Source organism: Sphingomonas palmae (assembly GCF_900109565.1).
Taxonomy (GTDB): Bacteria; Pseudomonadota; Alphaproteobacteria; order Sphingomonadales; family Sphingomonadaceae; genus Sphingomonas; species Sphingomonas palmae.
The window spans coordinates 167,757-193,551 of the sequence record NZ_FNZZ01000003.1; the positions used below are offsets into that span (position 1 = coordinate 167,757).

Here is a 25,795-nt window from a genome sequence, read left to right on the forward strand (position 1 = left end):
CGGGCGGCGACCGTGCCTAGTCGTCGGCGCCGAGTGCGCGTTTGCCGGCCTCGACTTCCTCGTCGCTCGGCGGGACGGGTAGCACTTCACCCGGCGCCAGCGCGTCGTCGGGGATGCCCGGCCCCATGCTGGAGATGCTTTCGCCGAGCGGACGGCCGTTCGGACCGTCGCTGATCTTGCTGCGATCGTCGTTGCTCATGCCGGCGACAGCGCGTCGTGCGCGCGATCGTTCCCGTCAGCGAAGCGCACGCACCGCCGACGCATCGAGGCAGCGCAGCATCGCGTCGCGCGTCATCGCCGGCGCGGACGCGCGCGCTGCCGCGGGCGCGATCTCCTCCGCCTGCCCGAGCGATACCGGATCGAACCCGCGTTCGCCGGCACAGCGGGTCGCCGCGGCCAACATCCTGGGCGGCGTGTCATAGCCTTCGTACGACAGCCGGAACGTGCCCCAGTGGATCGGGATCGCGCGCGCGGCACCCAGCCGCTGATAGACGAGCGCGGCCTCGGCCGGGCCGATGTGGCTGCCCGCCGACATCTGCCCGGGTGCGAAGCGGAACGCGCCGATGGGGATCAGCGCGAGCCGGATCGGCCCCAGCGCCGCGGCCTCCGCGGGCCAGCGACCGTCGCCGAACCCGGTGTCGCCGGCGAAGAACAGGTTGCCCCCGCTCGGGAAGCGCACGACGAAACTGGACCAGAGCGCGCGATTGCGGTCGGTGAACCAGCGGCTGCCCCAGTGATGGTTGCGCGTGACCGCGACCTCGACACCCGGACGAACGCGCACGCGACCGCCCCAGTCTAGCGCGGTCGCCTTCGCACCCGTCTGCGCGATCACGCTGTCGTTGCCGAGGCTGGTGACGATGCGCGGGCGGTCACGCTGCCACAATCGTTTCAGCGCGGCCTTGTCGAGGTGGTCGTAGTGATTGTGGCTGACCAGCACGAGATCGATCCGCGGCAGGTCGTCGAACGCCACCGCGGGGCGTGCGACCCGCTTCGGCCCGAACCCGAACGGCCCGGCGCGCTCGGCATAGATGGGGTCGGTCAGGATGTTCAGCCCATGCGTCTGCACCAGCACGGTGGCGTGGCCGATCCAGGTCGCGACCATCCGATCGCCCTCGACGCGCGCCACCGGCTTGCTCGCGCGCACGGGCACGCTGGTCGGCCACGCCGGTCGACCATCGTCGCCGGTCAGCTGTCGCCACAGGAAACCGCCGCGGCCGCCGCCGCCGGGCGCGCGTACGGTGTCCTCGCCATCGGGGTTGAAGAAGCGCGCACCATCGAAATGCCCGCTCTCCGGTCCTTCGTAGTAGAGCCGATCGAGGAAGCGCGGCACGATCGTGATCGCGAGGCCGGCCACCGCGACGATCAGCAGCAGCGCCCCCAAGGCGACCTTCAACATTCTTGCCACGCGGCGTTCACCCCGATGATTGATCTGCCTCAACGCGCCCGTCTCGTAAGCGGACCCGTCAGCGCAGCAATTCGTCGCGAATGCGGATCGCGCGCAGTGACACGCGCACCTCGATCATGAACGCGACCAGGCTCGCGATCAGCAGCAGCATCGCGAGGATGAACCCGGCCGCGACATATTGGCCGATGTGGAATTTCAGCAGCGCCGCGATGAACAGCAGCGCGACGACGACGCAGGTCATCACCGCGCTCGACACGCCCATCAGCAGCGCGGCGTTGATGATGCCGATGCGTTTGTTGAGCAGCCGCAGCTCGGTGACGTGGCGGTCGTGCTCGTGTCCGGTCGAGCGTGGGTGCAGCACCTCGAGCGCGCGGGCGCGGTCGACGACGCGCGACAGCCGCCCCGCCAGCACGTTGAGTAACGCGCCGATGCCCGCGAGCATGAACACGGGACTGAGCGAGACCTGGATCGTCTCGGCGATGGTCGACACGGTGGGAGAGTAGAGCGGCATCGTGTCAGGCCCTTGCCGCGTTCGCATCACGCGCGCCGACGAGGATCGCCTCCACCGCGTCGAGCAATCCGGCGAGCGCGTCCGCGCGGCTCCAGAAATGATGATCGCCGCTGCCCAGGCGGTCGAGCGATGCCTCGCGCGCGGCGACGAGCGTCTGGAGCGACAGGCTGGCGAACAGGATACGCTGGTTGATCGTCGCGGCGGGCAGGGGCGCGAGCAGGCGGTGGACGTGCGCGACGAAGCGGCGGAAGCCCTCGGAATGTTCGGGCACGGTGTCGCGGAACAGCGCGCGCCGTTCGTTCTGCACGTTGACGATGAAGCGGAAATACGTCTCATGCTCACCGGTCGGGCCGCTGAACGCGACGATCGGCAGCACCATTGCGCGCACCACGTCGCGCAAGCGCGGTGTTCCCTCAGCCTCCAGTGCGTCGAACATCTCGCGGCGCCCGGCGTCGATCAGGGCAGCGCCGTCGACCAGCAACTCGCGCAGCAGATCGTCCTTGCTGCCGAAATGATAGTGGACGGCGGCGGCGTTGCGCTGACCGGCGGTCTCGACCACCTCGCGCATCCCGACCGCTGCGATCCCGCGCTCGGCGAACAACCGGCGCGCGGCGCGCTTCAACTCGTTGCGGGTCGTGTTGCCGCGTGAGGCGGGCGGGGTGATCGCGTGCATCGCCCGCCAGCATCGACGAACGCGCGCGCCACGGCAAGCGCGCGCGGGAACGTCGCCGGCGGCAGGTCGCTTGAGCCTCTAGGAAGTAGGGTGCGCAGCGATGGGCTATGTGTGGATGATCTTGGCGGGTGCGTTCCTGGTGAACTGCGTGCCGCATCTCACCGCGGGACTGCGCGGCGAGGCGTTTCCTACGCCTTTTGCAAAGCCGCCGGCGCGTGGATTGTCGAGCCCGCGTACCAACATGCTGTGGGGTAGTGGCAATCTGGCGGTCGGGTTGATGCTCGCGCGGACCGGCTGGCCGATGCTTGCGCCCGAGGCGGCACTGGCGACCGCGGCGGTCGGCTGGCTGTTGCTCGGCTGGTACCTTGCCGGGCATTTCGGCGCGGTCAGGGCCGAGCGGGCGCGTCGGGACTAACGCTTCTCGGCTGTCAGGCGGCTGATCAGGATCGCGCTGCGCGTTGCCTGACGCGGCAGGCTCGACAGGTCGATCCACTCACCCTCGGCATGCGCGCCGCCGCCCGACGCACCCACGCCGCCCAGCGTATCGGCATCGGCCGCGACGAAGCTGGAGTCGGCCGCACCGCGCTTCGCGGGATCGTACTCGGGCATTTCGGGCAGCGACAGGTCGCGGTTGACCGTGTTCAGCTTGCCAAGCAGCGCGCGATTGCCCGCGGTTGGCGCCATCGGCGGATAGCCGTCGGAGAAGGTGATCGTGGCGCTCGTGCGTGGCAGGTGCTGCGCGACGATCGCGCGCATCCGCGCCTGGACGCGCGCGTCCTGTTCGGGTGAGAGCGTGCGCAGGTCGCCGCGCGCCACCGCCTGCGCCGCGACGATGTTGGTCTTGCCCGACGCGGTCGCGTGCACGCCGCTGTCATCGAGCGCCGCTGGCGTGCCCGCCGCCATGACGCCGACGTTGAAGGTGACGTTCGGCTCGGGCAGCTCGCGCCGGAATGCGTCGAGGATACGCGCGAGCTCGTACGCCGCGCCGTAGCCGAGTGCGGGGCCGAACACCGCACTCGAATGGCCGGTCGTACCGCTCGCCTCGATCGCCCAATTGGTCGAGCTGCGCCGCGCCGTGGTACCCCAGTCGCGCCCGTCCTCGGTGGCGACATTCTCGTATTCGAGCGCCACATCGGCCCACTTGCCCGCGGCGATCAGATCGGCGCGCGCCTGGGCCAGCGGCGCGCCAGTACGTTCCTCGTCGCCGGTCAGCACGACCTTGATGTCGGCATTTCGCAAGGTACCCGCGGCCTGCATCGCGCGCAGCGCCGCCACGATCACGACCAATCCACCCTTGTCGTCACCGACGCCTGGGCCATAGGCGCGCGTGCCCTCGCGTCGGAAACCGCGGAACGGGCTGTCGGGCTCGAATACGGTGTCGAGGTGACCGATCAGCAGCACGCGCTTGCCGCGCCCGTTTCCCTTGTGCGTCGCGACGATGTGGCCGGCGCGTCCGGTCGCGCGCATATCGATCCAGCGCACGTCGAAGCCGAGCGGGGCGAGTTCGGCGCGCATCATTTCGGCGACTTTCGTCACGCCGGCGAGGTTGAGCGAGCCCGAGTTCTGCGCGACCAGCCGTTCGAGCAGCGCCTCAGTCCGCGATGCCTCCGCGGCAATGCTCGCGTGCATCCGCGTCTCGGCGGGGGAGAGCGTGGCGGCGGCCGCGAGCGAGACGAGGGAAACGATCATCGCGCGAGGCTAGCGAGCGCAGCGAACAAGTGAAAGCCCGCCTCGCCGGTGAAGCGAAGCGGGCCTGCCATGCTCGCGCAGCTGCGAGCTTACTTGTCCGCCGATCCCGGCTCCGCCATCTTCCGGTGCTGCTCGGCCAGGACCGAGCCCGGCACGACGTTGGCGAGCACGCCCTGAATCTTGGTCGTCCAGCCCGAGAAGACCGACGGCTTGCCGTTCATCAGCGCCTTCCACCCGTCCGCCGCCACGTCTTCGGCCGAGCGCTTGTTCGGATCGCTGCCCACTTGCGTGTCGAGCAGGTCGCCGCGCGCGAAGAACTCGGTGTCGACGGGGCCGGGCATCAGCGTGCTGATCGTCACGCCGTCCGCGTCCTTCAACTCGTTGCGCAGCGCCTCGGTAAAGCTGTCGATGAACGCCTTCGTCCCGTTGTACACCGCCTGAAACGCGCCGGGGATATAGCCCGCGACCGAGCCGACGACGAGCACCTTGCCGTCGTTGCGCGTGACCATGTCGGGCAGCACGCGCTGGAGCAAATAGGCGGTGCCGGTGATGTTGGTGTCGACCACGCGGCGCCAGTCGTCGACCTTCTGGTCGAGGAAGCCGTGGCCGAGCCCGCGGCCGGCGTTGGCGCACAGCACGTCGATGCGCCGGCCGTTCGCGGCGGCGAGCAGTTTGTCGACGCCCTCGATCGTCGACAGGTCCGCCTCGATCGCCTGCACGTTTGTGCCGAACTGCTCGAAATCGCGCGCGGCGTCGTTGATCAGCGGCTCGTCGGCGACGACGAGGATGTCGTAGCCGTCCTTGGCGGCGAGTGTCGCGAGTTCGAACCCGATGCCGGTCGATGCGCCGGTGATGACGGCGAATTTGTCTGCCATTTGGTCTCTCCTGTTCAGCCGTTCAGGCCGGGCTTGAGCACGATCTTGGTGTAGTCGTTCTGCTCGTCGTGGAACTTCTGATAGCCGGTCGGCGCGTCTTCCAGGTCCATGCGGTGCGAGATCAGGAATGTGGTGTCGATCTTCCCGTCGATGATCGCCTGGAGAAGCCCCGGCAAGTAGTGCTGGACGTGGGTCTGCCCGGTCTTGAGCGTCAGGCCTTTCTCCATGAACGCGCCCAATGGCCATTTGTCGACGAAGCCGCCGTAGACCGCGGGCATCGACACGCGTCCGCCCTTGCGGCACGCGATGATCGCCTGCCGATTGGCGTGCGGGCGATCGGTCCCGAGGAAGGTCGATGCCTTGATCTGGTCGACCACGTTGTCGACGTAGAGTCCGTGCGATTCGAGCCCGACCGAGTCGATCACCGCGTCGGGTCCGATCCCGCCGGTCATCAGCATCAACGCGTCGTAGATGTCGGTCTGCTCGAAATTGAGCGTCTCGGCGCCGAACTTGCGCGCCAATTCCAGGCGGCGTGGGAAATGGTCGATCGCGATGACGCGCTCGGCCCCCATCAGGAATGCCGACTGGACCGCGAAGAGCCCGACCGGTCCGCAGCCCCAGACCGCGACCGTGTCGCCGGGTTCGATGTCGGCATTCTCCGCCGCCATCCAGCCGGTCGGCAGGATGTCCGACAGGAACAGCACCTTGTCGTCTTCGATCCCGTCAGGGATGACGATCGGGCCGACGTCGCTGAACGGCACGCGGACATACTCTGCCTGCCCGCCGGCATAGCCGCCGGTCATGTGGCTGTAGCCGAACAGCCCGGCCATCGGGTGACCGTACAGCTCCTGCGCGATGTCCTGATTGTCGGCGGGCAAGCCGTTGTCGCAGGCGGAATATTGGTGCTTCCCGCAATGATAGCAGCTGCCGCACGCGATCGTGAACGGCACCACGACGCGCTGGCCCTTTTTGAGCGTCGACTTCGCCCCGACCTCGACCACCTCGCCCATGAATTCGTGACCGAGGATGTCGCCCGCCTTCATTGTCGGGATGTAGCCGTCGTAGAGGTGGAGGTCCGAGCCGCAGATTGCGGTCGAGGTCACCTTGATGATGCAATCGCGCGGGTTGACGATGCCGGGATCTTCGACGGTGTCGACGCGCACGTCATGCTTGCCGTGCCAAGTCAGCGCTCTCACAATCCCATCTCCTCGAACTGTTTCCGGTTCATCGCGGGCGTTGCGATCTCGCCCGCCTCCATCAGTTGCTTGAAGCGGCGCAAGTCGCGGCGCGCCTGAATCGCGGGTTCGCGCTGGAACATCTTGGCGATCAGCTTTCCGACCGTGCCGCCGGGCGGATCGTAAAGGATCGTCGCGGTCACCACCGTGCCGCGCTGCCCGGCGTCGCGGAACTCCACCCGGCCCGAGTTCGGCACGTCGGCGCCTTCCTCGCTGGTCCAGGCGATCAGCGCGTTGGGCTGATCCTCGGTCACGCGTGCGTCCCACTCGACCGTGGTGCCGCCCGGCGCCTTCACCACCCAGTGCGAGCGCGCCCGGTCGGGTGTGTCGATGCTGACGACGTTCTCCATGAACGAGGGCAAGTTGGAGAAGTCGCGGAAGTAGGCGTAAACCTCAGTCACCGGCTTGTTGATCGTCACTGCGCGCGCGACCGCGCTGCTACCCTGCGCGTGCGGAACCGTCGCGGCGGTCAGTTCATCGGAATTCTTCTTCGCGGTCACCATTGGACCGTCGTCACGGCTATCGGTCATGTCAGCCTCCGTCGTGGAGCCCGACAAGCGCGCGGCGCCGGCGCGCGTTCCGCCAATCAGCGAAGTTGTTGATGTGGATCAGTGCCTTAGGCGTTGCAGCCGTAACGAAATCTTCGTTGGCGGCGAAGGATTTACGGCTGGTGGCTTACGAATGATGTCCGCCGCCCGCGCGACGTTGAAGCCAAGCGGAGGGTGGATCATCTCGGCTACGTCGCGGGCTCAGGCCCGGTCATATCGGAGAGGATCATGTCGCTCTTGTTTGCCGCAATACTGCTCGCCGCGTCCGATGCGGTGCTGCTGACCCATCACGAGCAGTTCGATCATGCCGGCGCGCGCGTCGAGGTGACCTACCGTGGTCAGATGCGCGCCGAGCTGCGGCAGGTCGGCAGCGTTTCCGCGCCGGGCAGGCCTCAGACCCTGCGCTGTCGTTGGCAGGCGCGCGTCACGGTCGACCGTCATGCGCGCCATCGCGGCGGCGTCGTCACGCGGCGGATCGAGGCTCCCGCGGGGCTGAGCGGCACGCGCCCGGGCTGGTGCGCGGGTCAGACCAAGGCTATCCAAGCCGAGATGGCGGCCGCGACAGGCGAGCGGATGCGTGCGCACCTGGTCGAAGTGGCGGCGCGTGACCGGGCGGCGCTGATCGCCGAACTCGGACAGATGCAAGGATAATTGATGCGTAATTCCGCTCTCGTCGCCTGGGCGCTACTCGCCGCGACCGCCGTGCCTGCGCAGGCGCAGGTCACGCCGCACGCCAGCGTCGAGGCGACCACCGACGAGCGTCGCCGCGGCATCAGCTGGAGCGACGGCGAGGGTGCGCTCGCCGCCTCCGCGCGGCTCGATCTGTCGAGCGGGTTCGACATCGGGGTGCGCGCGCTGACCACGCGCGGCGACCCGCGTCACGGCGGCGCCGATGCGGTGTTCGAACCGACACTCGGCTATAGCCAGCTGCTCGGCGGCTTCCGGCTCGACGCGTTCGCGACCGGGCACGTGTTCACGAACGGCGACGGTCCGCTCGACTATTACGAGGGCGGCGCGAGCGCCAATTACACGCTCGGTCCCGCGCAGGCCGGTGTCGAGGCGCGCTACGCGCCGTCGCAGGACGCGATCGGCGGCAGCAACCTGTACCTCGCGCTGCGCGGGCGCGTCGGCGTGCCGCTGACGCCGTTCAGCTTCACCGCCAGCGCGGGCCGGTCGAGCGGTGCGGTCGACGATTTCGGTCGCGCGGCGCGGTTGCGCCCGGACGGCACCTATTATGATTGGTCGTTCGGCGTGCAGCACGCGACCGGGCCGCTGGTACTGACGGTGGAATATACCGGCACCGATATCGACGACACGCGCGCGCTGTCGCCGTTCGCGGCGCGGAACAACGCGGGCGACCGGATTGCGGCGAGGGCCGCGCTGAGTTTCTGAGGCGATCGGCAGCGGCGCGGTTGACCTAGCTGCGTTATCCCCGCCTTGGTCCAGGGTCCCGCTTCTTAGCCCACGCAAGAGAAAAGGCGCCCGGATCGCTCCGCGCGCCCTTTCCTGACTGTGGCAGCGCCGCGGCGAAGCCGCGTCGTCGGTCTTCGCTGGTGCGAGGCCGGCCGACAGCGCGGATGCGAGCGGCCCGCTCGCACCGGCTGGCGGCTCGCCAGACTTACGCGCTATAGTACATATCATACTCGACCGGGCTCGGCGTCATCTCCCAGCGGGCGACCTCGCCCCACTTGAGCTCGACGTAGGCCTCGATCTGATCCTTGGTGAACACGTCGCCCTTCAGCAGGAAGTCGTGATCCGCCATCAGGCTGTCGAGCGCCTCGCGCAAGCTGGCGCAGACGGTCGGCACTTCCGCCAGTTCGGCCGGCGGCAGGTCGTACAGGTTCTTGTCCATCGCCTCGCCGGGATGGATCTTGTTCTGGATGCCGTCGAGCCCGGCCATCAGCAGCGCGGCATAGGCGAGATAAGGGTTCGCCATCGCGTCGGGGAAGCGCACCTCGACGCGCTTGCTCTTCGGACCGGTGCCGTAAGGAATGCGGCAGGACGCCGAGCGGTTGCGCGCCGAATAGGCGAGCAGCACCGGCGCCTCGTAACCCGGGACCAATCGCTTGTAGCTGTTGGTGGTCGGGTTGGTGAAGGCGTTGATCGCCTTGGCGTGCTTGATGACGCCACCGATGAAGTAGAGGCACGTGTCGGAAAGCCCGGCATAGCCGTTGCCGGCGAACAGCGGCTCCTTGCCGTTCCAGATCGAGAAGTGCGTGTGCATGCCCGAGCCGTTGTCTTCCTTGATCGGCTTCGGCATGAACGTCGCCGACTTGCCGTAGGCGTGCGCGACCTGGTGCACGACGTACTTGTAGATCTGCATTCGGTCGGCGGTCTGCGTCAGCGTGCCAAAGGTGAGGCCCAGCTCGTGCTGCGCGGCCGCGACCTCGTGGTGGTGCTTGTCGCACGGCAGGCCCATTTCGAGCATCGTCGTCACCATCTCGCCGCGGATGTCGACTGCCGAGTCGACCGGCGCGACCGGAAAGTAACCGCCCTTGGCGCGCGGACGGTGCGCGAGGTTGCCGCCCTCGTACTCGCGACCGGTGTTGGTCGGCAGCTCGATGTCGTCGATCTTGAAGTACGACTGGTTGTACGACGTGTCGAAGCGCACGTCGTCGAACATGAAGAACTCGGCCTCGGGACCGACGTATACCGTGTCGCCGATCCCCGTCTGCGCCACATAGGCTTCGGCGCGCTTCGCGGTGGTGCGCGGGTCGCGGCTATAGCCCTCGCCGGTCGACGGCTCGACGATGTCGCAGAACACAATCAGCATCGGGGTCGCCGAGAACGGGTCGGTGTAGACCGCGTCGAGATCGGGCTTGAGGATCATGTCCGACTCGTTGATCGCCTTCCAGCCCTCGATCGAGGAACCGTCGAACATCAGGCCGTCGGTCCACTCGTCCTCGCCCATGACGCTCGCGACCATCGTCAGGTGCTGCCACTTGCCCTTGGGATCGGTGAAGCGCAGATCGATCCATTCAATCTCCTCGTCCTTGATCTTGCTCAGAACGTCTGCGGCCGTATTCGCCATGTCGCTTCTTCCTTGATCGTGCGCCGGCGTGAAGAGCCGGCCTTGATGGAACTGGAGGGCTGGAACCTAGAGGATGTGTCTGGTCGGCTGGTGACCCGCGGATGACCGATGCGTCAGATCGCGTCGTTGTCGCGCTCGCCCGTGCGGATGCGCAACGCTGTCTCGACGGGGATGACGAAGATCTTGCCGTCGCCGATGCGCCCCGTCTGCGCGGCGGCGGCGACCGCCTCCACCACGCGCTCGGCGAGGCTGTCCTCGACCACGACCTCGAGCTTCACCTTGGGCAGGAAATCGACGACGTACTCGGCGCCACGGTATAGTTCGGTATGACCCTTCTGCCGCCCGAAGCCCTTTGCCTCGGTCACGGTGATGCCGCTCACGCCGATCTCGTGCAGCGCTTCCTTCACTTCATCAAGTTTGAACGGCTTGATGATCGCTTCGATCTTCTTCACGCGGAAACGTCCCAAACCCCGACCGACACCCCGGTGCGCCGTCTTGCAGCGAACGTGCCAGTCGCAGGGGCAGAGAGCAAGGGCAGAAAAGCGCGGATTTCCGCCGTTTCGATGCCGTGAAATCGGGCAAAGTTGCGCCATGTGCCCGATAATTGGGCACGCACCATCAGGCGTAAGGCGGCTTGTGCAGCCCGGCGGGCGAAGTGGTAAAAATCTCGCATCCCTCCTCAGTGATCCCGATCGAGTGCTCGAACTGCGCCGACAGCGAGCGGTCGCGCGTCACCGCGGTCCAGCCGTCGTCGAGCAGCTTCACGTCGGGGCGACCGATGTTGATCATCGGCTCGACGGTGAAAATCATGCCGGGGCGCAATTCGGGTCCGGTGCCCGGGCGGCCGACGTGCACCACCTCCGGCGCATCGTGGAACAACCGCCCGACACCGTGCCCGCAGAAATCACGCACCACGCCGTAGCGATGCGCCTCGGCATGGCGCTGCACCGCGTGCGCGATGTCGCCCATGTGGTTGCCGGGTTTCGCCTGCTCCAGCCCGAGCATCAGACACTCGTACGTCACCTCGACCAGCCGCTTGGCTTTCAGCGGCACGTCGCCGACGAGGTACATGCGGCTGGAATCGCCGTGCCAGCCATCGACGATCGGTGTCACGTCGACGTTGACGATGTCGCCCGATTTCAGCGTCTTTTCCGACGGGATGCCGTGGCAGACGACGTGATTGATCGAGATGCAGGTCGAGTGCATGTAGCCGCGGTAGCCGAGCGTGGCGGGCACGCCGCCGCGGCTTGCGATAAAGTCGTAGATCAGCCGGTCGATCTCGGCCGTGGTCACGCCCGGCACCATGTGGGCTGCGATCATGTCGAGCGTCTCGGCGGCGAGCCTCCCGGCCTTGTGCATGCCGTCGAACGCGTCGCGTCCGTGCAGCTTGATCGCGCCGTCGCGCCCGAGGGGCGCGTCGCTGGTGACGGTAACGTAGTTGGTCATCGGCCGGATATAGCGCGATTGACCCGCGTTTGCGAGGCTGGGCGCTTGCCGATAAGGACCTGATACATGAGCGAACGCATCTGGACCGCCGCTTTGGTGGTGATCGGCGACGAAATCCTGTCGGGGCGCACGCAGGACAAGAATGTCGCGCAGATCGCCGCGTGGCTGAACGTGCAGGGCATCCGCCTGGCCGAGGTACGCGTCGTCGCCGACCGCGAGGAGGCGATCGTCGAGGCGGTCAACACCCTGCGCGCGCGCAACGATTACCTGTTCACCACCGGCGGCATCGGCCCGACGCACGACGACATTACTGTCGATGCGATCGCTGCCGCACTGGGCGTCGGCGTCGAGCACCACCCGCGCGCGGTCGAGACGCTGACGCGTTATTACGAGACGCGCGGCGGGCTGACGGAGGCGCGGCTGCGCATGGCGCGCGTGCCCGCGGGCGCCGACCTGATCGAGAACCGCGTGTCGGGCGCGCCGGGGATTAGGATCGCGAACATCTTCATCATGGCGGGCGTGCCGCACATCACCGCAGGAATGCTCGACGCGCTGACCGGCACGCTGGAGGGCGGGCGCCCGGTCGTGTCGAAGTCGATCGGCGGCTGGGTGGCGGAGAGCGAGGTCGCCGATACGCTGCGGCAGGCGGAGAAGGCGCACGAGGGCGTCGCGATCGGCAGCTACCCGTTTTTTCGCGAAGGCCGCGTCGGCGCAAACTTCGTCGTGCGCTCCCCCGACGAGGCGCTGGTCGATCGCTGCCTAGCCGACCTGACGAAGGCGCTGGAGGATGCGGGCTATCAGATCACCGTTGGGGGAATCTGATCCGACGCGAGGCGCGCCAGATCATCCGGCGTGTTGATATTAGCCACGGTGACACCGGGCAGCACCGCGACCACCTGCTGCGTCGCGGCCCAGCGCCTGATCGAGCGGCTCTCACCTGATCGCAGGTGCGCGAGCAGCGGATCGAGCAAACGGACCGGCCAGTGACCGACCGTTGGCGCCTCCGCCGCGTGCGCCGCCTCGCTCGCCAGCAACGCCGCCGCGAGTGCACCCGGCAGGCGCGGTGTATCGCAGGCGGTGGTCAGCACCGACGCGTGCCCGTGATCCCGCGCAGAGGCGAGCGCGCCGGCGATTCCGCCGAGCGGACCGAGATCGGGAGAAGGAAGGTCGGGAGCGGTGGGCACCGGTGCGTGCCCTCGGCCGATCACCACCAGCGCATCGACGTGCGGCGCGAGGCTGGCGAGTGCGTGATCGAGCAATGTCGCATCGCCCAGCAGCGCCAGCGCCTTGTCGCGCCCGAACCGCATCGCGCGTCCGCCCGCCAGCACTGCACCCATGATCGTCATGGGCTGGGCTTAGTCGTGCGAAGGGGAAAAGGGGAGGCCGACCCGGCCAACCCGCCCTCGCAGCAAAGCGAAGGCGGAGGGCCGATAGGTCAGAGCGTCGTGATGATGGCGCCGACCACCAGCGCCTGTGCCGCGAGCACCAGCATCGTGCTGGCCGCGGTTTCGAACATGCGCATGTGGGGTCTCCAGTACCGGATCGTCCGGTGCCGCCGATGTGAACATCGCTGCTCCACCGCGCAACAAACGTGCGCAACAATCTTGCTTGCAGTTGATGCAATCGTATGATGTGCTTTGCTGTTTTCGGTGCCGCTGCTAGGCACTTTTCGCCGGGACAAACGGACGCATGGTCATGCTCGCCGATTACCCGCTCGCGCCTCCGCCTTCAGCCACGCAGATCGTCAGCGACGCGACACGCCTGTGCGTCGCGTCCGATCCGGCAACGATCGCCCGCCGTGCCGCCCGCGCAGGCTGGATTACCGAGCAGCCTGCGCGCGGCCTCGTCGTTGCCGCACGCGCACCCGACCGCGACGAGCATGTCGCGGCCGGCGAGACGCCTCAGCCAGCCGAGCGGCTGGAGACGTGCAGCGTTTTCACCAAGGCGCCGGTCAGCGGAGTCGACGCCGCCGTCGCGCGCCTGCTCAACGTCGCGCCGTTGTTCCGCTTCGCCGGCTCATCGACCTATCGCGCGTGGCTGCAGGGCAGCGCGTGGCGCACGCTCCCGACCGATCCCGCCGCCTTCGCGCAGGCGCGTGCGGCGGGTGAGATCTACACGCTGATCGTGACCGAGAACACGAACGGCAGCGGCGTGGTCATCCTCAACCCGCGCCCGGCCGCCGCTCTGCCCTGAACTCAGCCGAACACGCGGTCGAAGATCGTGTCGACGTGCTTGAAATGATAGCCGAGGTCGAACTTGTCCTCGATCTCGGCCGGGGACAGCGCCGCGGTCACCTCGGGGTCGGCCTTGAGCAGGTCGAGCAGCGACAGCTCGCCGTCCGATTCCCACACCTTCATCGCGTTGCGCTGCACCAGCCGGTATGAATCCTCGCGGCTCACCCCGGCTTGCGTCAGCGCGAGCAGCACGCGCTGCGAGTGGACGAGGCCACCCATGCGATCGAGGTTTTTCTGCATGCGCTCAGGATAGACAAGCAGCTTGTCGACCACACCGGCCAGCCGCGCCAGCGCGAAGTCGAGCGTGATGGTCGCGTCCGGGCCGATGTAGCGCTCGACCGAGGAGTGCGAGATGTCGCGCTCATGCCACAAAGCGACATTCTCCAGCGCGGGCGTGACATAGCCGCGCACCATGCGCGCGAGGCCGGTCAGATTCTCGGTCAGCACGGGGTTGCGCTTGTGCGGCATCGCCGACGAGCCTTTCTGCCCGGGCGAGAAATATTCCTCCGCCTCCAGCACTTCGGTGCGTTGCAGGTGGCGTACCTCGACCGCGACGCGCTCGATCGAGCCGGCGATGACGCCCAAGGTCGCGAAGAACATCGCGTGGCGGTCGCGCGGGATCACCTGCGTCGAGACAGGTTCGACCGTCAGCCCCATCTTCTCGGCGACGTGCGCCTCGACGCGCGGATCGATGTTAGCGAAGGTGCCGACCGCGCCCGAGATGGCGCAGGTGGCGATGTCGGCGCGCGCGGCGACCAGACGCTCGCGGTTGCGGCGGAACTCGGCATAGGCCTCGGCCAGCTTCAACCCGAAGGTCACCGGTTCGGCGTGGATGCCGTGGCTGCGCCCGATCGTCGGCGTCAGCTTGTGCTCGCGCGCGCGGCGCTCCAGCACGACGAGCAGCGCATCGAGGTCGGCGAGCAGGATATCTGACGCGCGCGCCAACTGCACCGACAGCGTCGTGTCGAGCACGTCGGACGAGGTCATGCCCTGGTGCATGAAGCGCGCCTCATCACCGACCTGTTCGGCAACCCAGGTCAGGAACGCGATCACGTCATGCTTGGTTACCGCCTCGATCGCGTCGATCGCGGCCACGTCGATCGCGGGGTCGGTCGCCCACCAGCGCCACAGCGCCTCCGCCGCCGATTTCGGCACCACGCCCAGATCGGCGAGCGCGTCGGTCGCGTGCGCCTCGATCTCGAACCAGATGCGATAGCGCGCCTCCGGCGTCCACAGCGCGGCCATCTCGGGACGGGAATAACGAGGGATCACGGCGGGCAGCTCCTTGATTGGGCGCGGGCGCAGCGGACCAGAACCGCACCGCACACCGCAACGAAATAACGGGTCGCCGCACCCCGGCGACGACGCGGCGGGCGATAGCAAGGCTGCCAAACCCAAGCAAATCCGCGGGATTTCGTTGGCGACAACTGCTCAAGCGTAATTTTGTTGCGCGAATAGTCATTATTGCAGGTGCAAAAGCAACATCCTACATCGATCAACAGCACACGGTTAGAACCAAAAGGAGACGGTGATGCTTAAGTATGTTTTTCTCGCGTCCGCGATGACGATGGCTGCTCCGGCGATTGCGCAGCAGATGCAAACAACGCCGCAGACTGCGCCGGCAACTGCGCCTGCGCCGACCGCAACTGCTGACCCGGCCGCAACGACCGCGCCGACGGGTGCGGCTACTGCCGCGCAGGCCGACCCTGCGGCGGCGGCGCCAGCAACCGCTGCACCGGCGGAGACCGCGCAGGCGCCGACGAGCGATCCCGCGGCACAGCCGGCGGCGCAGGGCACCAACCAGCCCGATCAGGTTGCCGCGATCCTCGACAGCGAGTTTCCGACCTATGATAAGGACAAGTCGGGCTCGCTCAACAAGGCCGAGTTCGCGACCTGGATGGATACGCTGAAGGCGAAGGCCGATCCGAGCGCCAAGCCCGACAAGGCGTGGAACGCGGCCGCGTTCCGAAAGGCCGATACCGACAAGTCGGCGAGCGTGAGCAAGACTGAGCTCGCAACCTTCCTCAGCAGCAGCGCCAAGCAGGCCGGCTGAGCGACACCGCTCGAGCGGTAACGAAGCGGCCGCCGGCACACGCCGGCGGCCGTTTTCGTATGCGGTCAGATCACGCCTTTCGCCCTCAGGCTCGTTTGTCCGTTCCTTCCCACGATGATGTGGTCGTGCACCTGAATGTTCAGCGGCTTGCCCGCTTCCACGATCGCGCGCGTGATGCGGATGTCCGCCTGGCTGGGCGACGGGTCGCCCGACGGGTGGTTGTGCACCAGGATCAGCGCGGCCGAGCCGATGTCGAGCGCGCGCTTGATCACTTCGCGCACGTGGACCGCCGCCTCGTCGATCGTGCCGCGCGACATCACCTCGTCGCGCACCAGCATGTTGCGCGTGTTCAGATGCAGCACGCGGAACCGCTCCACCGCGTCGTGCGCCATGTCGGCGTGGAGGTAGTCGGCGAGTGCCTGCCAGTTGGACAGCACCGGTAGCTCGGTCGCGCGCGCGCGGACCAGCCGGATCGCGGCGGCGTGCGCGATCTTGAGCGCCGCGATGCCTGCATCACTGACCCCTCTTACCCGCCGCAATTCCGCCGGATCGGCGGCGAGCGCGGCACCGATCCCGCCGAACTCGCGCATCAACGCCTTGGCCATCGGTTTGGTATCGACGCGCGGGATCGCCAGCATCAGCAGGTACTCGATCAACTCGTAATCCTGCAGCCCGTCCGCATCGTCGAGCAACCGGGTCCGCAGCCGCTCGCGGTGCCCCTTCGCGTCGAGCAGGCGCTGATCCTGCGCGGCGTCGGCCGGTTCCGAACTGAAGAGAGAAGGGGCGTCCTGCACAGGTCGACAGGCTAGGTCGGCGCGCCGCACAGAACAATCGGGCGATATTTACACGGGCTTGGGTTCACAGAGCCGGGGCATTTGCACGCGGACGACGCCGCACTTATGCTGCCCGGCGCATGAGCGGCGCGCGATCGGACGACCAGGTGAGGCGATCGCCCGTCAGCAGCCGCCGCGCGCGCGTGCTGGTCGCCGGCTCGACGCTCGCGCTCGCCGCGATGGGTGGCGTATGGCTCAGCCGCGTGCCGATCGCGACGCGGGTGATCGACCGCGAACTGGCGCGCAAGGGCGTGCCCGCGCGCTACCACATCAGCGATCTGGGGTTCGGGCGGCAGCGTTTGAGCGACGTCGTGATCGGCGATCCCGCGCACCCCGACCTGGTCGCCGACTGGGTCGAGACGCGCACCGACGTCGGTCTGCACGGCGCGCATTTGATCGGCGTCCGCGCGGGCCGTGTGCGCGTGCGCGGACGGGTGCGCGACGGGCGATTGTCGCTCGGCGCGCTCGATCGCCTGATTCCGAAAGGGAGCGGCGGGGCGCCGACGCTGCCGGCACTCGACCTCTCGCTCGCCGATGGCGCGATGCGGCTGGAGACACCATACGGCGTGGCGGGCATCAGCCTGTCGGGTAGCGGTATGGTCAACGACGGCTTCGACGGACGCTACGCGGTGGTCGCGTCTCGCCTGGCGCAAGGGACGTGCGGCGCGCGGGCACTGCGCGGAGCGGGGCGCGTCCGCACGACCGGCGGCGCACCGCGCGGTGGCGGCGCGGCGATCACGCTCGATGGCCCGTTGCGGGTGAGCGCGGTCGCATGCGGTGACGCGAGGCTCGCCGATCTCGCCAGCGACGTGCACGCGCGGGTCGTGGTCGGTGACCTCGCGCGTTCGTCGGCGCGGGCGCGGTTGCATAGTGGGCCGGCTCGATACAGCGATGTGCGTGCCGCGGCGCTGGGTGGTGAGGTCGCGTTTGCGATGAGCGCGCAAGGTGCCGCGATCATGCCCGTGTCGGTCCACGCGGCGCAGTTGCGCGGGCGCGGCGTTGCGGTCCGGCAGGCGGCTTTGAACGGCAGCGTTCGTATCGGCTCGGGGCGGACCGCCTACGCCGGGCAGGTGGCGGTGCGACGCGCCGACGTGAGCGGCCTCCTGTCGCGCATGACCGGTGTGGCGGCAGGCACGCCGCTCGCGCCACTCGCGGCGCAGGCCACCGATGCCGCGCGTCGCGCCGCACGCAGCCTGTCGGGCAACGCCACGCTTGCCGTCCAGGTCACCGGCGCGAGCAGCCAAGTCACGATCGACCGCGCGCGCGTCGCCTCCGCCAGCGGCGCGCGGGCGACGCTGTCGAGTGAGCAGCCGCTGCGCTGGCACAGTGGCGGCAGCATCGCCGGCGCGGGTACGCTCCAATTGGGCGGCGGCGGGCTGCCGCAGGTCAGCGTCCGCTTCGCGCGCGAAGGCGAGGATGCGGCGGTGACGGGCACGGCGCAGGTGGCGCGCTACACCGCCGGGGATGCCGCGCTTGCGCTCGACCGCATCCGCTTCCGCATCAGTGCGCGCTCGGGCAGCGCGACGGCGCTGGCGGCGTTGTCGGGTCCGCTTGCCGATGGACGTGTCGATGGCCTCGTCATGCCGCTGGACCTGCGCTGGAGCGGAGGCGATCTGCGCGTCAACCCGGCCTGTACGCCGCTTCGCTTCGATTCCTTACGTGTCTCATCGCTGCGGCTCGATCCGGCACGACTGACCTTGTGTCCGACGAGCGACGCACTGGTTGAGCGCGCGGCAAACGGGGTGAGCGGCGATGCGCGTCTGCCCGCGACGCGGCTGTCGGGAACGATTGGTGGCACGCCGCTGTCGCTGACCGCGGCGGGTGCGCAGCTGTCGCTCGGTCGCCGGGATTTCCGTCTCGACGACGTGCGCGCCCGCATCGGTGCGCCCGCGCGCGAGACGCGCATCGACGCGCAGGCGCTCAGCGGCACGATCGCGCAGAACAGCGTGTCGGGGCGGTTCGCGAGTCTCGGCGGGCAGATCGCCAACGTGCCGCTGCTGCTCGGCGACGGCGAGGGGAGTTGGCGCTTCGCGGACGGCGTGCTCGCGCTGTCTGGCGCGCTCAAGGTCCGCGACGCGGCGGCGAGCGCGCGCTTCAATCCGATGGACGCGCGCGGGGTCACGCTGACGTTGAAGGGTGGCGACATTCGGGCGACGGGGACGCTGTTCGAGCCGACCAGGAGCGTGAAGGTCGCCGATGTCGCGATCGATCATCGGCTCGGCACCGGGGCGGGCCACGCCGCGCTGAGCGTCGACGGGATCACCTTCGGCGACGCGTTCCAGCCCGAGCTGATCACGCCGCTGACCTTCGGCGTCATCGCCGACGTGCGCGGCACGGTGCGCGGGCGCGGCGACATCAACTGGAGCGCCGACGGCGTGACCAGCACCGGCACTTTCTCCACCAGCGACACCGCGCTCGCCGCCGCCTTCGGTCCGGTCGAGGGAATGTCGGGCACGATCCGCTTCACCGACCTGCTGGCGTTGCAGAGCGCGCCGGACCAGGTCGCGACCGTCCGCTCGATCAACCCGGGCGTGCCGGTCACCGACGGGCGCATCGTCTATCAGACGCTGCCCGGCACACGCATCAAGGTGTCGAGCGGCACCTGGCCGTTCGCGGGCGGCACGCTGACGCTCGAGCCGACATTGCTCGATTTCTCCAGCCCGCAAGAGCGGCGGCTGACCTTCCGCGTCGCGGGCATGGAGGCGGGCGCGTTCCTGCAACAGTTCGACTTCAAGAACCTGAACGCGACCGGCACCTTCGACGGCGTGCTGCCGATGATCTTCGACGACAGCGGCGGGCGGATCGAGAACGGGCGCCTGACCGCGCGCGCGGGCGGCAGCCTCGCCTATGTCGGCGAGCTGAGCGAGAAGAACCTCGGTTTCTGGGGCAATTACGCGTTCCAGATGCTGAAATCGCTGACCTATCGCAATCTCGACATCGGCATGAACGGGCCTCTGGCGGGCGAGATGATAACCGACGTGCGTTTTGCCGGCATCAAACAGGGGGAGGGCGCGAAATCGAACTTCCTGATCCGCCGGCTGACGCGGCTGCCGATCCTGTTCAACATCCGTATCCGCGCGCCTTTCCGCGGGCTGATCGATTCGGCCGCCAGCTTCTACGACCCGCAGCGGCTGGTCGCGCGCAACCTGCAGCAGTTGATCGAGGAGCAGAACCGCCGGACCGCGCCCGACACCCTTCAACCCAACAGCGCGAGGCCGACGGCGGGGGCGAGCACCACCGCGCCGCTCGTCCCGCCCATTCAGCCTTCCGCAAGCGAGATCGTGCCATGAGCGTAACAGGAGCAACGAGGGTGAAGCGAATCGCGCGACGAGAGGTGATGATGAGGTCGGTTCTGGGCGCAGCGCTCTTGATGCCCCCGCTCTTGATGAACGCGGGTTGCGTCAACATCTCGGCACCGACCAAGCCAATCGAGATCAACCTCAACATCAACGTCACGCAGGAGGTGGTCTACCGCCTCGACAATGACGCCAAATCGCTCATCAAGCAGAACCCGGGGATATTCTAAGCCATGACCGCCTTCACGCCAAAGACCATCACGATGTTCGCCGCCGCGGTGACGCTGGCGGGCGTGTCGGGCACCGCCTACGCGCAGCGTGATCCGGCCTACGCCGCTGCACGCTCGGCCGGCGAGGTGGGCGAGCAGCCCGACGGTTACCTGGGCGTCGTGGGTGCGGGCAACGCGCAGCTGCGCGCGCTGGTCAGCAACATCAATATTCAGCGCAAGGCGGCGTATACGCAAAAGGCGCAGGCATCGGGCGCGACGGTCGAGCAGCTCGCCTTCACCAGCGGCTGCAACCTGATCGCGCAGACGCAGGCGGGCGAGAAGTACCGCACGCCGGCGGGCAGCTGGGAGACGCGCGGCGCCGGTGCGCCGACGCGCGATCCGCGCTGCGTGTGACGTCGATCATCTGAGATCGTCCCCGCCGCTCGCGCGCGGCACCCTGCGACCGCGGGGCCTGGACAAGTGTCACAATGGTTGACACCCCCCGACCCCCCGGCTAACCGGACGGCGCCTTGGCGGGGTCGCTTGCCCACCGTGCGCTTTACCTCCCCGGCTTGATCGATGTGGAGGGTTGGCGCGTGGCGGATAATGGTCCCGGACAGGATTTCCACGGCGCGGAGGACCCGCGGCTCGCCTCGCTGGATCAGCGACTGGAACGGGCCCGCAGGGACGAAGCGAAACGCACGGGGGTGGTGCGTGACGACGGAGAGGCGGGCTATCAGCTCGGCAACCGCGTGCTCGCTGCCCTTATCGGAAGTCTCGTCGGTTCGGCGCTGATCGGCTGGCTTATCGACCGCTGGTTCGGCACCACGCCCTGGGCGCTGATCGTCGCGCTGTTCCTCGGGATCGCGGTGGCGTTCAGGCAGATCATTCGGTTGACGACCAAGCGCCCGGAATAAACGGGCGCTTGGCGTATGTGGGAAGCACAAGGGGCTAACGTGGCGGCAGAAGGCGGCAAGATCGATCCGATGCACCAGTTCCTGATCGAGCCCGTGCTCGGTCTGCGCTGGAATGTGGCGGGCTATGATCTGTCCTTCACCAATTCGGCGCTCTGGATGGTGATCACGCTGGTCACTTTGTGGCTGTTCATGCTCGGCGGCATGAAGCGCGAGCTGGTTCCGGGGCGCTGGCAGGCGGCGGTGGAGGGCTTCACCGGATTCGTGCAGAACATGCTGACGTCGAACATCGGGCCCGAGGGCAAGCGCTTCGTGCCCTACGTCTTCTCGCTGTTCATGTTCATCCTGTTCGCGAACATCCTGGGGCTGATGCCGGTCGGTATCGTGCCGGGCTGGCACCCCTTCACCGTGACGAGCCACCTGACCGTCACCGGCGTGCTCGCGATCATCAGCTTTTCGATCGTGCTGATCGTCGGCTTCGGTCGCCACGGCTTCCACTTCTTCAGCCTGTTCGTGCCGCACGGCACGCCGGTCATCATGATCCCGCTGATCTTCGTGGTCGAGCTGATGAGCTTCCTCGTCCGCCCGTTCAGCTTGGGCCTGCGACTATTCGTCGCGATGACCGCGGGGCACATCCTGCTCAAGGTGCTGGCGGCGTTCGTCATCAACGGCATCAACCTCGGGCCGGGCTATGTCGCGATCGTGTCGCTGCCCAGCTTCGTGCTGATGCTCGGCATCACGTTGCTCGAGCTGCTGGTCGCCGCGATCCAGGCTTACGTGTTCGCGCTGCTCACCAGCGTGTATCTGAACGACGCGGTGAACCTGCACTGATTTCCTGGAACGTCCTCGCGCGCGCATGTGCGTAGGGGTGTGACTTTCGTGACTTTCCGATCCACCATCTGAATTGAACTGGGAGTATTTCAAAATGGACGCAAACGCCGCCAAGCTGCTCGGTGCCGGTCTCGCTGCAATCGGCATGGGCATTGCCGCCTTGGGCGTGGGCAACGTGTTCGCCGCCTTCCTCGAAGGCGCGCTGCGCAACCCGGGTGCGGCCGACGGCCAGCAGGGTCGCCTCTTCATCGGCTTCGCGGGTGCCGAGCTTCTCGGCCTGCTCGCCTTCGTGACGATGATCATCCTGGTGTTCGTCGCCTGATTTCCCGATCCGCCGCGCGTGCCTTCGGGCAGGCGCGGCGGGTACGATAAACGGACCGCCATGCCTCAAATCAGTCAGATCGCCGCAACCTACGCGTCCCAGATCTTCTGGCTGCTCATCACCTTCGGCATCCTGTACTTCGGGATTGGCAAGATGATGGTGCCCAGGGTTACGGGCGTGATGGACCTGCGCGAGCGTCAGGTCGCCGACGATCTCGCCGCTGCCGAGCGCACCCGCGCGGAGGCGACGACGACCGAGGCGGCGTGGCAGGCCGACATGGATGCGGCCCGCGCCACCGCGCAGGCCGAAGTCGCTGCGGCCAAGTCGCGCGCGTCGCAGTCGAGCGAGGCGCAGCTGCACGCGGTCGACGAGCAGTTGAACGAGCGTATCGCGCACCACGATCTCGCCATCGGCAACGCCAAGGCGGCGGCGATGGTCAAGGTGCAGGACATCGCGGCGGAGACGGTGCAGGAACTCGTCGCCAAGGTGGCGGGTCTGACCGTGTCGCCCGAGGTCGCGCACGCCGCGGTTCGTCAGGAGCTGCATAATGTCTAACGCTGCCACGGCGCCGGTCGTCGACAATCTGTCGGAAGCGACGCACGAGCAATCGATGCAGGTCAGGGACGTTCGCAATGACAGCGGTCTGGTCGGCAACGTCTCCGAGCCAGGCGGCGCGGAGCATGTCGCGGCGCCGACGGCGCTCGGCTTCAACGACACCGGCTGGGTCGGTCTCGCCGCGCTGGTCGTGCTGATCGCCGCGGTCGTGTGGAAGGTGCCGGCGACGATCGGCGCGATGCTCGACAAGCGCATCGGCGAAATCCGTCGTCAGCTCGACGAGGCGGCGCAGCTTCGCCGCGAGGCAGAGGCGCTGCGCGACGAATACGCGACACGCGCGCGCTCGGCCGAGGCCGATGCCGCCAAGATGCGCGAGAACGCGCACCACGAGGCGGCGCAGATCGTCGCCAAGGCGAAGGCGGATACCGAGGCGCTGATGGAGCGTCGCACGCGGATGGCCGAGGACAAGATCGCCGCAGCCGAGCGCGCCGCGATTGACGAGGTACGCGCGACCGTCGTCGCCGCCGCAACCGCCGCGGCCGGCCGCGTCATCGCCGAGCAGCACAATGCCGAGGCTGACCGCAGCCTCGTCAACAGCGCGATCCAGCGGGTCGGCCGCTTCAACTGACATCGACCCCCTTCAGGGTGAGCAATCGAGCGGCCGCGACGCATCAGCGTCGTGGCTGCTTTCGTTTGTCGCGGGAGCGCATTCACGTAAGTGACGTGAGAGTTGATCCATCGCGGATCGAACATGAAGCGGCATCGCTGCCGCCTCATTCTAGCATCATGGCATGCCCGACTGGCCGCGCGATGCCGCGACCTCTCTGCCACCCCCTTTTCACTCGCTCGGTCGATTGCCGCGCGAGGTTGCGGTTACGCTTTACCTGAACAAGGACGGGGTGCGCGTCGGCTCACGCCATTTCATGTCTGATCGCCGTGAGAGCGTCGACGTGTCGGTGCGGCTGCTCGTATCGGATGTGCTGGCGCTCAACGCCGCCGGCGTGCTGCTGGCGCACAATCATCCCCGCGGCGACCATCGGCCCAGCGGCGAGGACCTGCGCTTTACGCGGCGCTTGTTCGCGACGCTGGAGACGATCGGGGTGCGCCTGCTCGACCATTACGTCGTAGCGCCCGGCGGATGGACCAGCTTTCGGGAGGAAGGTTTATTGTGACGCCATCCGACACGGCTTGATCGCCTCTGGCTCCGGGCGGGGGCCGACCGGCTGGAAGGTCGCGAGATAGCCGCCCGCGGAGGGCATGTTGTCGAAGCTGACCTGGCGATAGCCGACCGCCTCGAATTCGCAGCGCAGCAGCGCGGGCGGCGTGCCGTGGTTCGGCGTGGTGCGATTGGCATCGACGACGACGACCAGCCCATCGGGACGCAGTGCCGGGCGCATCCGCCACAGGAACTCGTACGGTTGCGCGATCTCGTGATACATGTGCACCATCAGGACGCGGTCGAAACTGTTGGTGGGCAGCCGCGGATCGGCGGGGCGACCCAGCCGCACGCTGACATTCTCCAGCCGCTGCCGCGCGACCCGCTCCGCCAGTGCGTCGCGGACCGCAGGGAAGATGTCCTCCGCCAGCACGCGGCCGTCCTTGCCGACGCGCGACGCGAGCCGGATCGTATAATAGCCTTCGCCCGCGCCGATGTCGGCGACCGTCATGCCGGGGCGGATGCGTGCGCCGTCCATCACCGCGCCAGCCTCATTCAGCCGATCGCGCTCCTCCTCGTTCGACCAGCGCGCGGAGACGATGCTCGCGACCGGGCGATCGGCGGCGGGGAAGGGGCCGGGCTGCCGCGGCGCGCGCTTGATCAGCGGTTGCGTGCCGTCGCAGCCGGCGAGCACGACGCCGGCGATCAGCAACGCGAGCGTGGTCCCGGCGCGCGCTCGCCTCAATCGACATCCTCCACGTCAACCTTCTCGCCGGTCACGCGCTGCGACAGTGCTGCCGCCATGAAGTCGTCGAGTTCGCCGTCGAGCACGTCACTCGGCGAGGTCGAGGTCACGCCGGTGCGCAGGTCCTTTACCAGCTGGTATGGTTGCAGCACGTAGGAGCGGATCTGGTGACCCCAGCCGATGTCGGTCTTGGTCGCATTGACCGCGTTCGCCTCTTCCTCGCGCTTGCGTAGCTCGTGCTCGTAGAGGCGGGCGCGCAGCTGGTTATACGCCTCCGCCTTGTTCTTGTGCTGGCTGCGCTGGTTCTGGCAGGCGACGACGATGCCGGTCGGTAGGTGGGTGATGCGCACCGCTGAATCGGTCGTGTTAATGTGCTGACCGCCCGCACCTGAGGCGCGATAGGTGTCGATGCGCAGCTCGCTGTCGTTAATCTCAATGTCGATCGAATCGTCGATCACTGGATAGACCCAGACGCTCGAGAAGCTGGTGTGGCGCCTGGCCGAGCTGTCGTATGGGCTGATGCGGACGAGGCGGTGCACCCCGCTCTCGGTCTTGGCATAGCCGTAGGCGTTCTCGCCCTTGAGCAGCAGCGTGGCTGACTTGATCCCGGCCTGTTCGCCCGCGTGATAGTCGATCAGCTCGACCTTCATGCCGCGCCGCTCGGCCCAGCGCGTATACATGCGCTGCAGCATCTCGGCCCAGTCCTGGCTCTCGGTGCCGCCCGCGCCCGCGTTGATCTCGACGTAGCTGTCGTTGCCGTCGGCCTCGCCCGCGAGCAGCGCCTTGATCTTGTCGCCCTGCGCGCGCTGCGCCAGAGTCTTCAGCGCCTGCGTGCCCTCGTCCGCCATCTCAGCGTCGCCTTCGGCCTCGGCCATCTCGATCAGTTCGGCGGTGTCGGACAGCTCGCGCTCGATGTCGCGCGTCGCGGTGATCGCCTCGTCCAGCCGGCGGCGTTCGCGCATCACGTCCTGTGCCGCCTTCGGGTTCTCCCACAAGGTCGGGTCCTCGACGCGCGCGTTCAGCTCGTCGAGCCGGCGCAGCGCGCGGTCCCAGTCGAGGAAGCGGCGCAGCAGCGCCAGCGCCTCGTTGATGGTGTCGACATGGGCCTGCGCTTCGGCGCGCATAAAATTTCTCCAAACGCCTCGACGCCGGTGGTGCGCGTGGTCGAGACGCCCGGCGGTCCGCCCAGCGGCGGATCATCAATCAGCGTGCGATCTAGGCCGCGCGCCGGCAA

Annotated in this window: 31 protein-coding genes; 15 read left to right on the forward strand and 16 right to left on the reverse strand. The window is 67.8% G+C overall.

All coding sequences use genetic code 11. The features are described from left to right. Nucleotides 1-16 precede the first annotated feature (16 nt). The 4 genes from BMW51_RS08680 to BMW51_RS08695 form a co-directional block, all read right to left on the reverse strand. On the reverse strand, nucleotides 17-199 hold the full coding sequence (locus tag BMW51_RS08680; RefSeq protein WP_093005492.1) for a hypothetical protein: 183 nt from the start codon (nucleotides 197-199) through the stop codon (nucleotides 17-19). Between the two features lie 36 nt (nucleotides 200-235). Further along, nucleotides 236-1,396, reverse strand: coding sequence for an MBL fold metallo-hydrolase (locus tag BMW51_RS08685; RefSeq protein ID WP_093005494.1), 1,161 nt, complete (start codon nucleotides 1,394-1,396; stop codon nucleotides 236-238). 67 nt (nucleotides 1,397-1,463) lie between these two features. Further along, complete coding sequence (locus BMW51_RS08690; RefSeq protein ID WP_093005496.1) at nucleotides 1,464-1,916, reverse strand: DUF2721 domain-containing protein; 453 nt, start codon at nucleotides 1,914-1,916, stop codon at nucleotides 1,464-1,466. 4 nt (nucleotides 1,917-1,920) lie between these two features. Next, nucleotides 1,921-2,589, reverse strand: a complete 669-nt coding sequence (locus tag BMW51_RS08695) for a TetR/AcrR family transcriptional regulator (RefSeq protein ID WP_093005498.1) — start codon at nucleotides 2,587-2,589, stop codon at nucleotides 1,921-1,923. Between the two features lie 100 nt (nucleotides 2,590-2,689). On the opposite strand from BMW51_RS08695, the gene BMW51_RS08700 reads away from it, so the two are divergent. Then, a complete protein-coding gene (locus tag BMW51_RS08700) occupies nucleotides 2,690-3,004 on the forward strand; it encodes a hypothetical protein (RefSeq protein ID WP_093005500.1) in 315 nt (104 codons plus the stop codon). Here BMW51_RS08700 and BMW51_RS08705 read toward each other — a convergent pair. The 4 genes from BMW51_RS08705 to BMW51_RS08720 all read right to left on the reverse strand — a co-directional run bounded on the left by BMW51_RS08705 (nucleotide 3,001) and on the right by BMW51_RS08720 (nucleotide 6,918). Continuing rightward, the gene (locus tag BMW51_RS08705) at nucleotides 3,001-4,278 is read right to left on the reverse strand and encodes a M20/M25/M40 family metallo-hydrolase (RefSeq protein ID WP_093005502.1); all 1,278 of its coding nucleotides are present in this window, start codon (nucleotides 4,276-4,278) and stop codon (nucleotides 3,001-3,003) included. The genes BMW51_RS08700 and BMW51_RS08705 overlap by 4 nt on opposite strands. An 89-nt stretch (nucleotides 4,279-4,367) precedes the next feature. Further along, nucleotides 4,368-5,153, reverse strand: a complete 786-nt coding sequence (locus tag BMW51_RS08710) for an SDR family NAD(P)-dependent oxidoreductase (protein ID WP_093005504.1) — start codon at nucleotides 5,151-5,153, stop codon at nucleotides 4,368-4,370. A gap of 14 nt (nucleotides 5,154-5,167) precedes the next feature. Next, nucleotides 5,168-6,349, reverse strand: a complete 1,182-nt coding sequence (locus BMW51_RS08715) for a zinc-dependent alcohol dehydrogenase (RefSeq protein WP_093005506.1) — start codon at nucleotides 6,347-6,349, stop codon at nucleotides 5,168-5,170. Beyond that, the gene (locus BMW51_RS08720; RefSeq protein ID WP_093005977.1) at nucleotides 6,346-6,918 is read right to left on the reverse strand and encodes an SRPBCC family protein; all 573 of its coding nucleotides are present in this window, start codon (nucleotides 6,916-6,918) and stop codon (nucleotides 6,346-6,348) included. Before BMW51_RS08720 ends, BMW51_RS08715 begins: the two co-directional genes overlap by 4 nt. Nucleotides 6,919-7,164: 246 nt before the next feature. Here BMW51_RS08720 and BMW51_RS08725 point away from each other — a divergent pair, with 246 nt between their 5' ends. Together BMW51_RS08725 and BMW51_RS08730 are read left to right on the forward strand one after the other, a co-directional pair. Beyond that, nucleotides 7,165-7,587, forward strand: coding sequence for a hypothetical protein (locus BMW51_RS08725; RefSeq protein WP_093005508.1), 423 nt, complete (start codon nucleotides 7,165-7,167; stop codon nucleotides 7,585-7,587). Nucleotides 7,588-7,590: 3 nt separating this feature from the next. Next, the gene (locus tag BMW51_RS08730; RefSeq protein ID WP_143051840.1) at nucleotides 7,591-8,328 is read left to right on the forward strand and encodes a TorF family putative porin; all 738 of its coding nucleotides are present in this window, start codon (nucleotides 7,591-7,593) and stop codon (nucleotides 8,326-8,328) included. Between the two features lie 226 nt (nucleotides 8,329-8,554). Here BMW51_RS08730 and glnA read toward each other — a convergent pair whose 3' ends face one another. The 3 genes from glnA to map form a co-directional block, all read right to left on the reverse strand. After that, nucleotides 8,555-9,967 (reverse strand): type I glutamate--ammonia ligase, encoded by a 1,413-nt coding sequence (glnA, locus tag BMW51_RS08735; protein ID WP_093005512.1) that lies wholly within the window; start codon nucleotides 9,965-9,967, stop codon nucleotides 8,555-8,557. A 113-nt stretch (nucleotides 9,968-10,080) separates the two neighbouring features. Continuing rightward, on the reverse strand, nucleotides 10,081-10,419 hold the full coding sequence (locus BMW51_RS08740) for a P-II family nitrogen regulator (RefSeq protein ID WP_093005979.1): 339 nt from the start codon (nucleotides 10,417-10,419) through the stop codon (nucleotides 10,081-10,083). 166 nt (nucleotides 10,420-10,585) lie between these two features. Then, nucleotides 10,586-11,413 (reverse strand): type I methionyl aminopeptidase, encoded by an 828-nt coding sequence (gene map / locus BMW51_RS08745; protein ID WP_093005514.1) that lies wholly within the window; start codon nucleotides 11,411-11,413, stop codon nucleotides 10,586-10,588. A gap of 66 nt (nucleotides 11,414-11,479) precedes the next feature. Between map and BMW51_RS08750 the strand changes: the two genes are divergently transcribed. Further along, nucleotides 11,480-12,235 (forward strand): competence/damage-inducible protein A, encoded by a 756-nt coding sequence (locus tag BMW51_RS08750; RefSeq protein ID WP_093005516.1) that lies wholly within the window; start codon nucleotides 11,480-11,482, stop codon nucleotides 12,233-12,235. Here the strand turns inward: BMW51_RS08750 and mobA are convergent. Continuing rightward, nucleotides 12,211-12,759, reverse strand: coding sequence for a molybdenum cofactor guanylyltransferase (gene mobA, locus BMW51_RS08755; RefSeq protein ID WP_093005518.1), 549 nt, complete (start codon nucleotides 12,757-12,759; stop codon nucleotides 12,211-12,213). The two genes, BMW51_RS08750 and mobA, sit on opposite strands and share 25 nt — an antisense overlap. Before the next feature lie 343 nt (nucleotides 12,760-13,102). Between mobA and BMW51_RS08760 the strand changes: the two genes are divergently transcribed. Further along, on the forward strand, nucleotides 13,103-13,606 hold the full coding sequence (locus BMW51_RS08760; protein WP_093005520.1) for a hypothetical protein: 504 nt from the start codon (nucleotides 13,103-13,105) through the stop codon (nucleotides 13,604-13,606). A gap of 2 nt (nucleotides 13,607-13,608) precedes the next feature. On the opposite strand, the gene purB is transcribed toward BMW51_RS08760, so the two are convergent. Next, nucleotides 13,609-14,919 (reverse strand): adenylosuccinate lyase, encoded by a 1,311-nt coding sequence (gene purB / locus BMW51_RS08765; protein ID WP_093005981.1) that lies wholly within the window; start codon nucleotides 14,917-14,919, stop codon nucleotides 13,609-13,611. A gap of 259 nt (nucleotides 14,920-15,178) precedes the next feature. On the opposite strand from purB, the gene BMW51_RS08770 reads away from it, so the two are divergent. Further along, nucleotides 15,179-15,700, forward strand: a complete 522-nt coding sequence (locus BMW51_RS08770) for an EF-hand domain-containing protein (RefSeq protein ID WP_093005522.1) — start codon at nucleotides 15,179-15,181, stop codon at nucleotides 15,698-15,700. A 65-nt stretch (nucleotides 15,701-15,765) separates the two neighbouring features. Here BMW51_RS08770 and radC read toward each other — a convergent pair whose 3' ends face one another. Next, nucleotides 15,766-16,434: a RadC family protein gene (radC, locus tag BMW51_RS08775; protein WP_245708403.1), complete on the reverse strand. Its 669-nt coding sequence runs from the start codon at nucleotides 16,432-16,434 to the stop codon at nucleotides 15,766-15,768. A gap of 206 nt (nucleotides 16,435-16,640) precedes the next feature. On the opposite strand from radC, the gene BMW51_RS08780 reads away from it, so the two are divergent. The 9 genes from BMW51_RS08780 (at nucleotide 16,641) to BMW51_RS08820 (ending at nucleotide 23,832) form a co-directional block, all read left to right on the forward strand. Beyond that, nucleotides 16,641-19,823: an intermembrane phospholipid transport YdbH family protein gene (locus BMW51_RS08780; protein ID WP_245708368.1), complete on the forward strand. Its 3,183-nt coding sequence runs from the start codon at nucleotides 16,641-16,643 to the stop codon at nucleotides 19,821-19,823. Between the two features lie 50 nt (nucleotides 19,824-19,873). Beyond that, complete coding sequence (locus BMW51_RS08785; RefSeq protein WP_245708369.1) at nucleotides 19,874-20,059, forward strand: YnbE family lipoprotein; 186 nt, start codon at nucleotides 19,874-19,876, stop codon at nucleotides 20,057-20,059. A gap of 3 nt (nucleotides 20,060-20,062) precedes the next feature. After that, nucleotides 20,063-20,452: a YdbL family probable chaperone protein gene (locus BMW51_RS08790; RefSeq protein ID WP_093005528.1), complete on the forward strand. Its 390-nt coding sequence runs from the start codon at nucleotides 20,063-20,065 to the stop codon at nucleotides 20,450-20,452. Nucleotides 20,453-20,634: 182 nt separating this feature from the next. Beyond that, entirely contained in the window at nucleotides 20,635-20,955 is a 321-nt protein-coding gene (locus tag BMW51_RS08795) for an AtpZ/AtpI family protein (RefSeq protein ID WP_245708373.1), read from the forward strand. Nucleotides 20,956-20,994: 39 nt separating this feature from the next. Beyond that, nucleotides 20,995-21,783 (forward strand): F0F1 ATP synthase subunit A, encoded by a 789-nt coding sequence (locus BMW51_RS08800; RefSeq protein ID WP_093005532.1) that lies wholly within the window; start codon nucleotides 20,995-20,997, stop codon nucleotides 21,781-21,783. Between the two features lie 94 nt (nucleotides 21,784-21,877). Then, nucleotides 21,878-22,105, forward strand: a complete 228-nt coding sequence (locus BMW51_RS08805; RefSeq protein ID WP_019515901.1) for a F0F1 ATP synthase subunit C — start codon at nucleotides 21,878-21,880, stop codon at nucleotides 22,103-22,105. Between the two features lie 60 nt (nucleotides 22,106-22,165). Continuing rightward, nucleotides 22,166-22,660 carry a F0F1 ATP synthase subunit B family protein gene (locus BMW51_RS08810; protein ID WP_093005534.1) on the forward strand — a complete coding sequence of 165 codons (495 nt, stop codon included), beginning with the start codon at nucleotides 22,166-22,168 and terminating at the stop codon, nucleotides 22,658-22,660. Beyond that, the gene (locus BMW51_RS08815) at nucleotides 22,653-23,288 is read left to right on the forward strand and encodes a F0F1 ATP synthase subunit B family protein (protein ID WP_093005536.1); all 636 of its coding nucleotides are present in this window, start codon (nucleotides 22,653-22,655) and stop codon (nucleotides 23,286-23,288) included. Before BMW51_RS08810 ends, BMW51_RS08815 begins: the two co-directional genes overlap by 8 nt. A 163-nt stretch (nucleotides 23,289-23,451) precedes the next feature. Then, entirely contained in the window at nucleotides 23,452-23,832 is a 381-nt protein-coding gene (locus BMW51_RS08820; protein ID WP_093005538.1) for a JAB domain-containing protein, read from the forward strand. On the opposite strand, the gene BMW51_RS08825 is transcribed toward BMW51_RS08820, so the two are convergent. Then, the gene (locus BMW51_RS08825; protein WP_093005540.1) at nucleotides 23,824-24,561 is read right to left on the reverse strand and encodes a class I SAM-dependent methyltransferase; all 738 of its coding nucleotides are present in this window, start codon (nucleotides 24,559-24,561) and stop codon (nucleotides 23,824-23,826) included. The genes BMW51_RS08820 and BMW51_RS08825 overlap by 9 nt on opposite strands. Beyond that, complete coding sequence (gene prfB, locus BMW51_RS08830; RefSeq protein ID WP_093005542.1) at nucleotides 24,558-25,685, reverse strand: peptide chain release factor 2; 1,128 nt, start codon at nucleotides 25,683-25,685, stop codon at nucleotides 24,558-24,560. Before prfB ends, BMW51_RS08825 begins: the two co-directional genes overlap by 4 nt. Between the last annotated feature and the right edge of the window lie 110 nt (nucleotides 25,686-25,795).

What these genes read in the sequence shown, in the direction of transcription:
- BMW51_RS08680 (WP_093005492.1), bottom strand. Translation starts at nt 199, where the DNA reads ATGAGCAACGACGATCGCAGCAAGATCAGCGACGGTCCGAACGGCCGT.
- BMW51_RS08685 (WP_093005494.1), bottom strand. Translation starts at nt 1,396, where the DNA reads ATGTTGAAGGTCGCCTTGGGGGCGCTGCTGCTGATCGTCGCGGTGGCC.
- BMW51_RS08690 (WP_093005496.1), bottom strand. Translation starts at nt 1,916, where the DNA reads ATGCCGCTCTACTCTCCCACCGTGTCGACCATCGCCGAGACGATCCAG.
- BMW51_RS08695 (WP_093005498.1), bottom strand. Translation starts at nt 2,589, where the DNA reads ATGCACGCGATCACCCCGCCCGCCTCACGCGGCAACACGACCCGCAAC.
- BMW51_RS08700 (WP_093005500.1), top strand. Translation starts at nt 2,690, where the DNA reads ATGGGCTATGTGTGGATGATCTTGGCGGGTGCGTTCCTGGTGAACTGC.
- BMW51_RS08705 (WP_093005502.1), bottom strand. Translation starts at nt 4,278, where the DNA reads ATGATCGTTTCCCTCGTCTCGCTCGCGGCCGCCGCCACGCTCTCCCCC.
- BMW51_RS08710 (WP_093005504.1), bottom strand. Translation starts at nt 5,153, where the DNA reads ATGGCAGACAAATTCGCCGTCATCACCGGCGCATCGACCGGCATCGGG.
- BMW51_RS08720 (WP_093005977.1), bottom strand. Translation starts at nt 6,918, where the DNA reads ATGACCGATAGCCGTGACGACGGTCCAATGGTGACCGCGAAGAAGAAT.
- BMW51_RS08725 (WP_093005508.1), top strand. Translation starts at nt 7,165, where the DNA reads ATGTCGCTCTTGTTTGCCGCAATACTGCTCGCCGCGTCCGATGCGGTG.
- BMW51_RS08730 (WP_143051840.1), top strand. Translation starts at nt 7,591, where the DNA reads ATGCGTAATTCCGCTCTCGTCGCCTGGGCGCTACTCGCCGCGACCGCC.
- glnA (WP_093005512.1), bottom strand. Translation starts at nt 9,967, where the DNA reads ATGGCGAATACGGCCGCAGACGTTCTGAGCAAGATCAAGGACGAGGAG.
- map (WP_093005514.1), bottom strand. Translation starts at nt 11,413, where the DNA reads ATGACCAACTACGTTACCGTCACCAGCGACGCGCCCCTCGGGCGCGAC.
- BMW51_RS08750 (WP_093005516.1), top strand. Translation starts at nt 11,480, where the DNA reads ATGAGCGAACGCATCTGGACCGCCGCTTTGGTGGTGATCGGCGACGAA.
- mobA (WP_093005518.1), bottom strand. Translation starts at nt 12,759, where the DNA reads ATGACGATCATGGGTGCAGTGCTGGCGGGCGGACGCGCGATGCGGTTC.
- BMW51_RS08760 (WP_093005520.1), top strand. Translation starts at nt 13,103, where the DNA reads ATGGTCATGCTCGCCGATTACCCGCTCGCGCCTCCGCCTTCAGCCACG.
- BMW51_RS08770 (WP_093005522.1), top strand. Translation starts at nt 15,179, where the DNA reads ATGCTTAAGTATGTTTTTCTCGCGTCCGCGATGACGATGGCTGCTCCG.
- BMW51_RS08785 (WP_245708369.1), top strand. Translation starts at nt 19,874, where the DNA reads ATGAGGTCGGTTCTGGGCGCAGCGCTCTTGATGCCCCCGCTCTTGATG.
- BMW51_RS08790 (WP_093005528.1), top strand. Translation starts at nt 20,063, where the DNA reads ATGACCGCCTTCACGCCAAAGACCATCACGATGTTCGCCGCCGCGGTG.
- BMW51_RS08805 (WP_019515901.1), top strand. Translation starts at nt 21,878, where the DNA reads ATGGACGCAAACGCCGCCAAGCTGCTCGGTGCCGGTCTCGCTGCAATC.
- BMW51_RS08810 (WP_093005534.1), top strand. Translation starts at nt 22,166, where the DNA reads ATGCCTCAAATCAGTCAGATCGCCGCAACCTACGCGTCCCAGATCTTC.
- BMW51_RS08815 (WP_093005536.1), top strand. Translation starts at nt 22,653, where the DNA reads ATGTCTAACGCTGCCACGGCGCCGGTCGTCGACAATCTGTCGGAAGCG.
- BMW51_RS08820 (WP_093005538.1), top strand. Translation starts at nt 23,452, where the DNA reads ATGCCCGACTGGCCGCGCGATGCCGCGACCTCTCTGCCACCCCCTTTT.
- prfB (WP_093005542.1), bottom strand. Translation starts at nt 25,685, where the DNA reads ATGCGCGCCGAAGCGCAGGCCCATGTCGACACCATCAACGAGGCGCTG.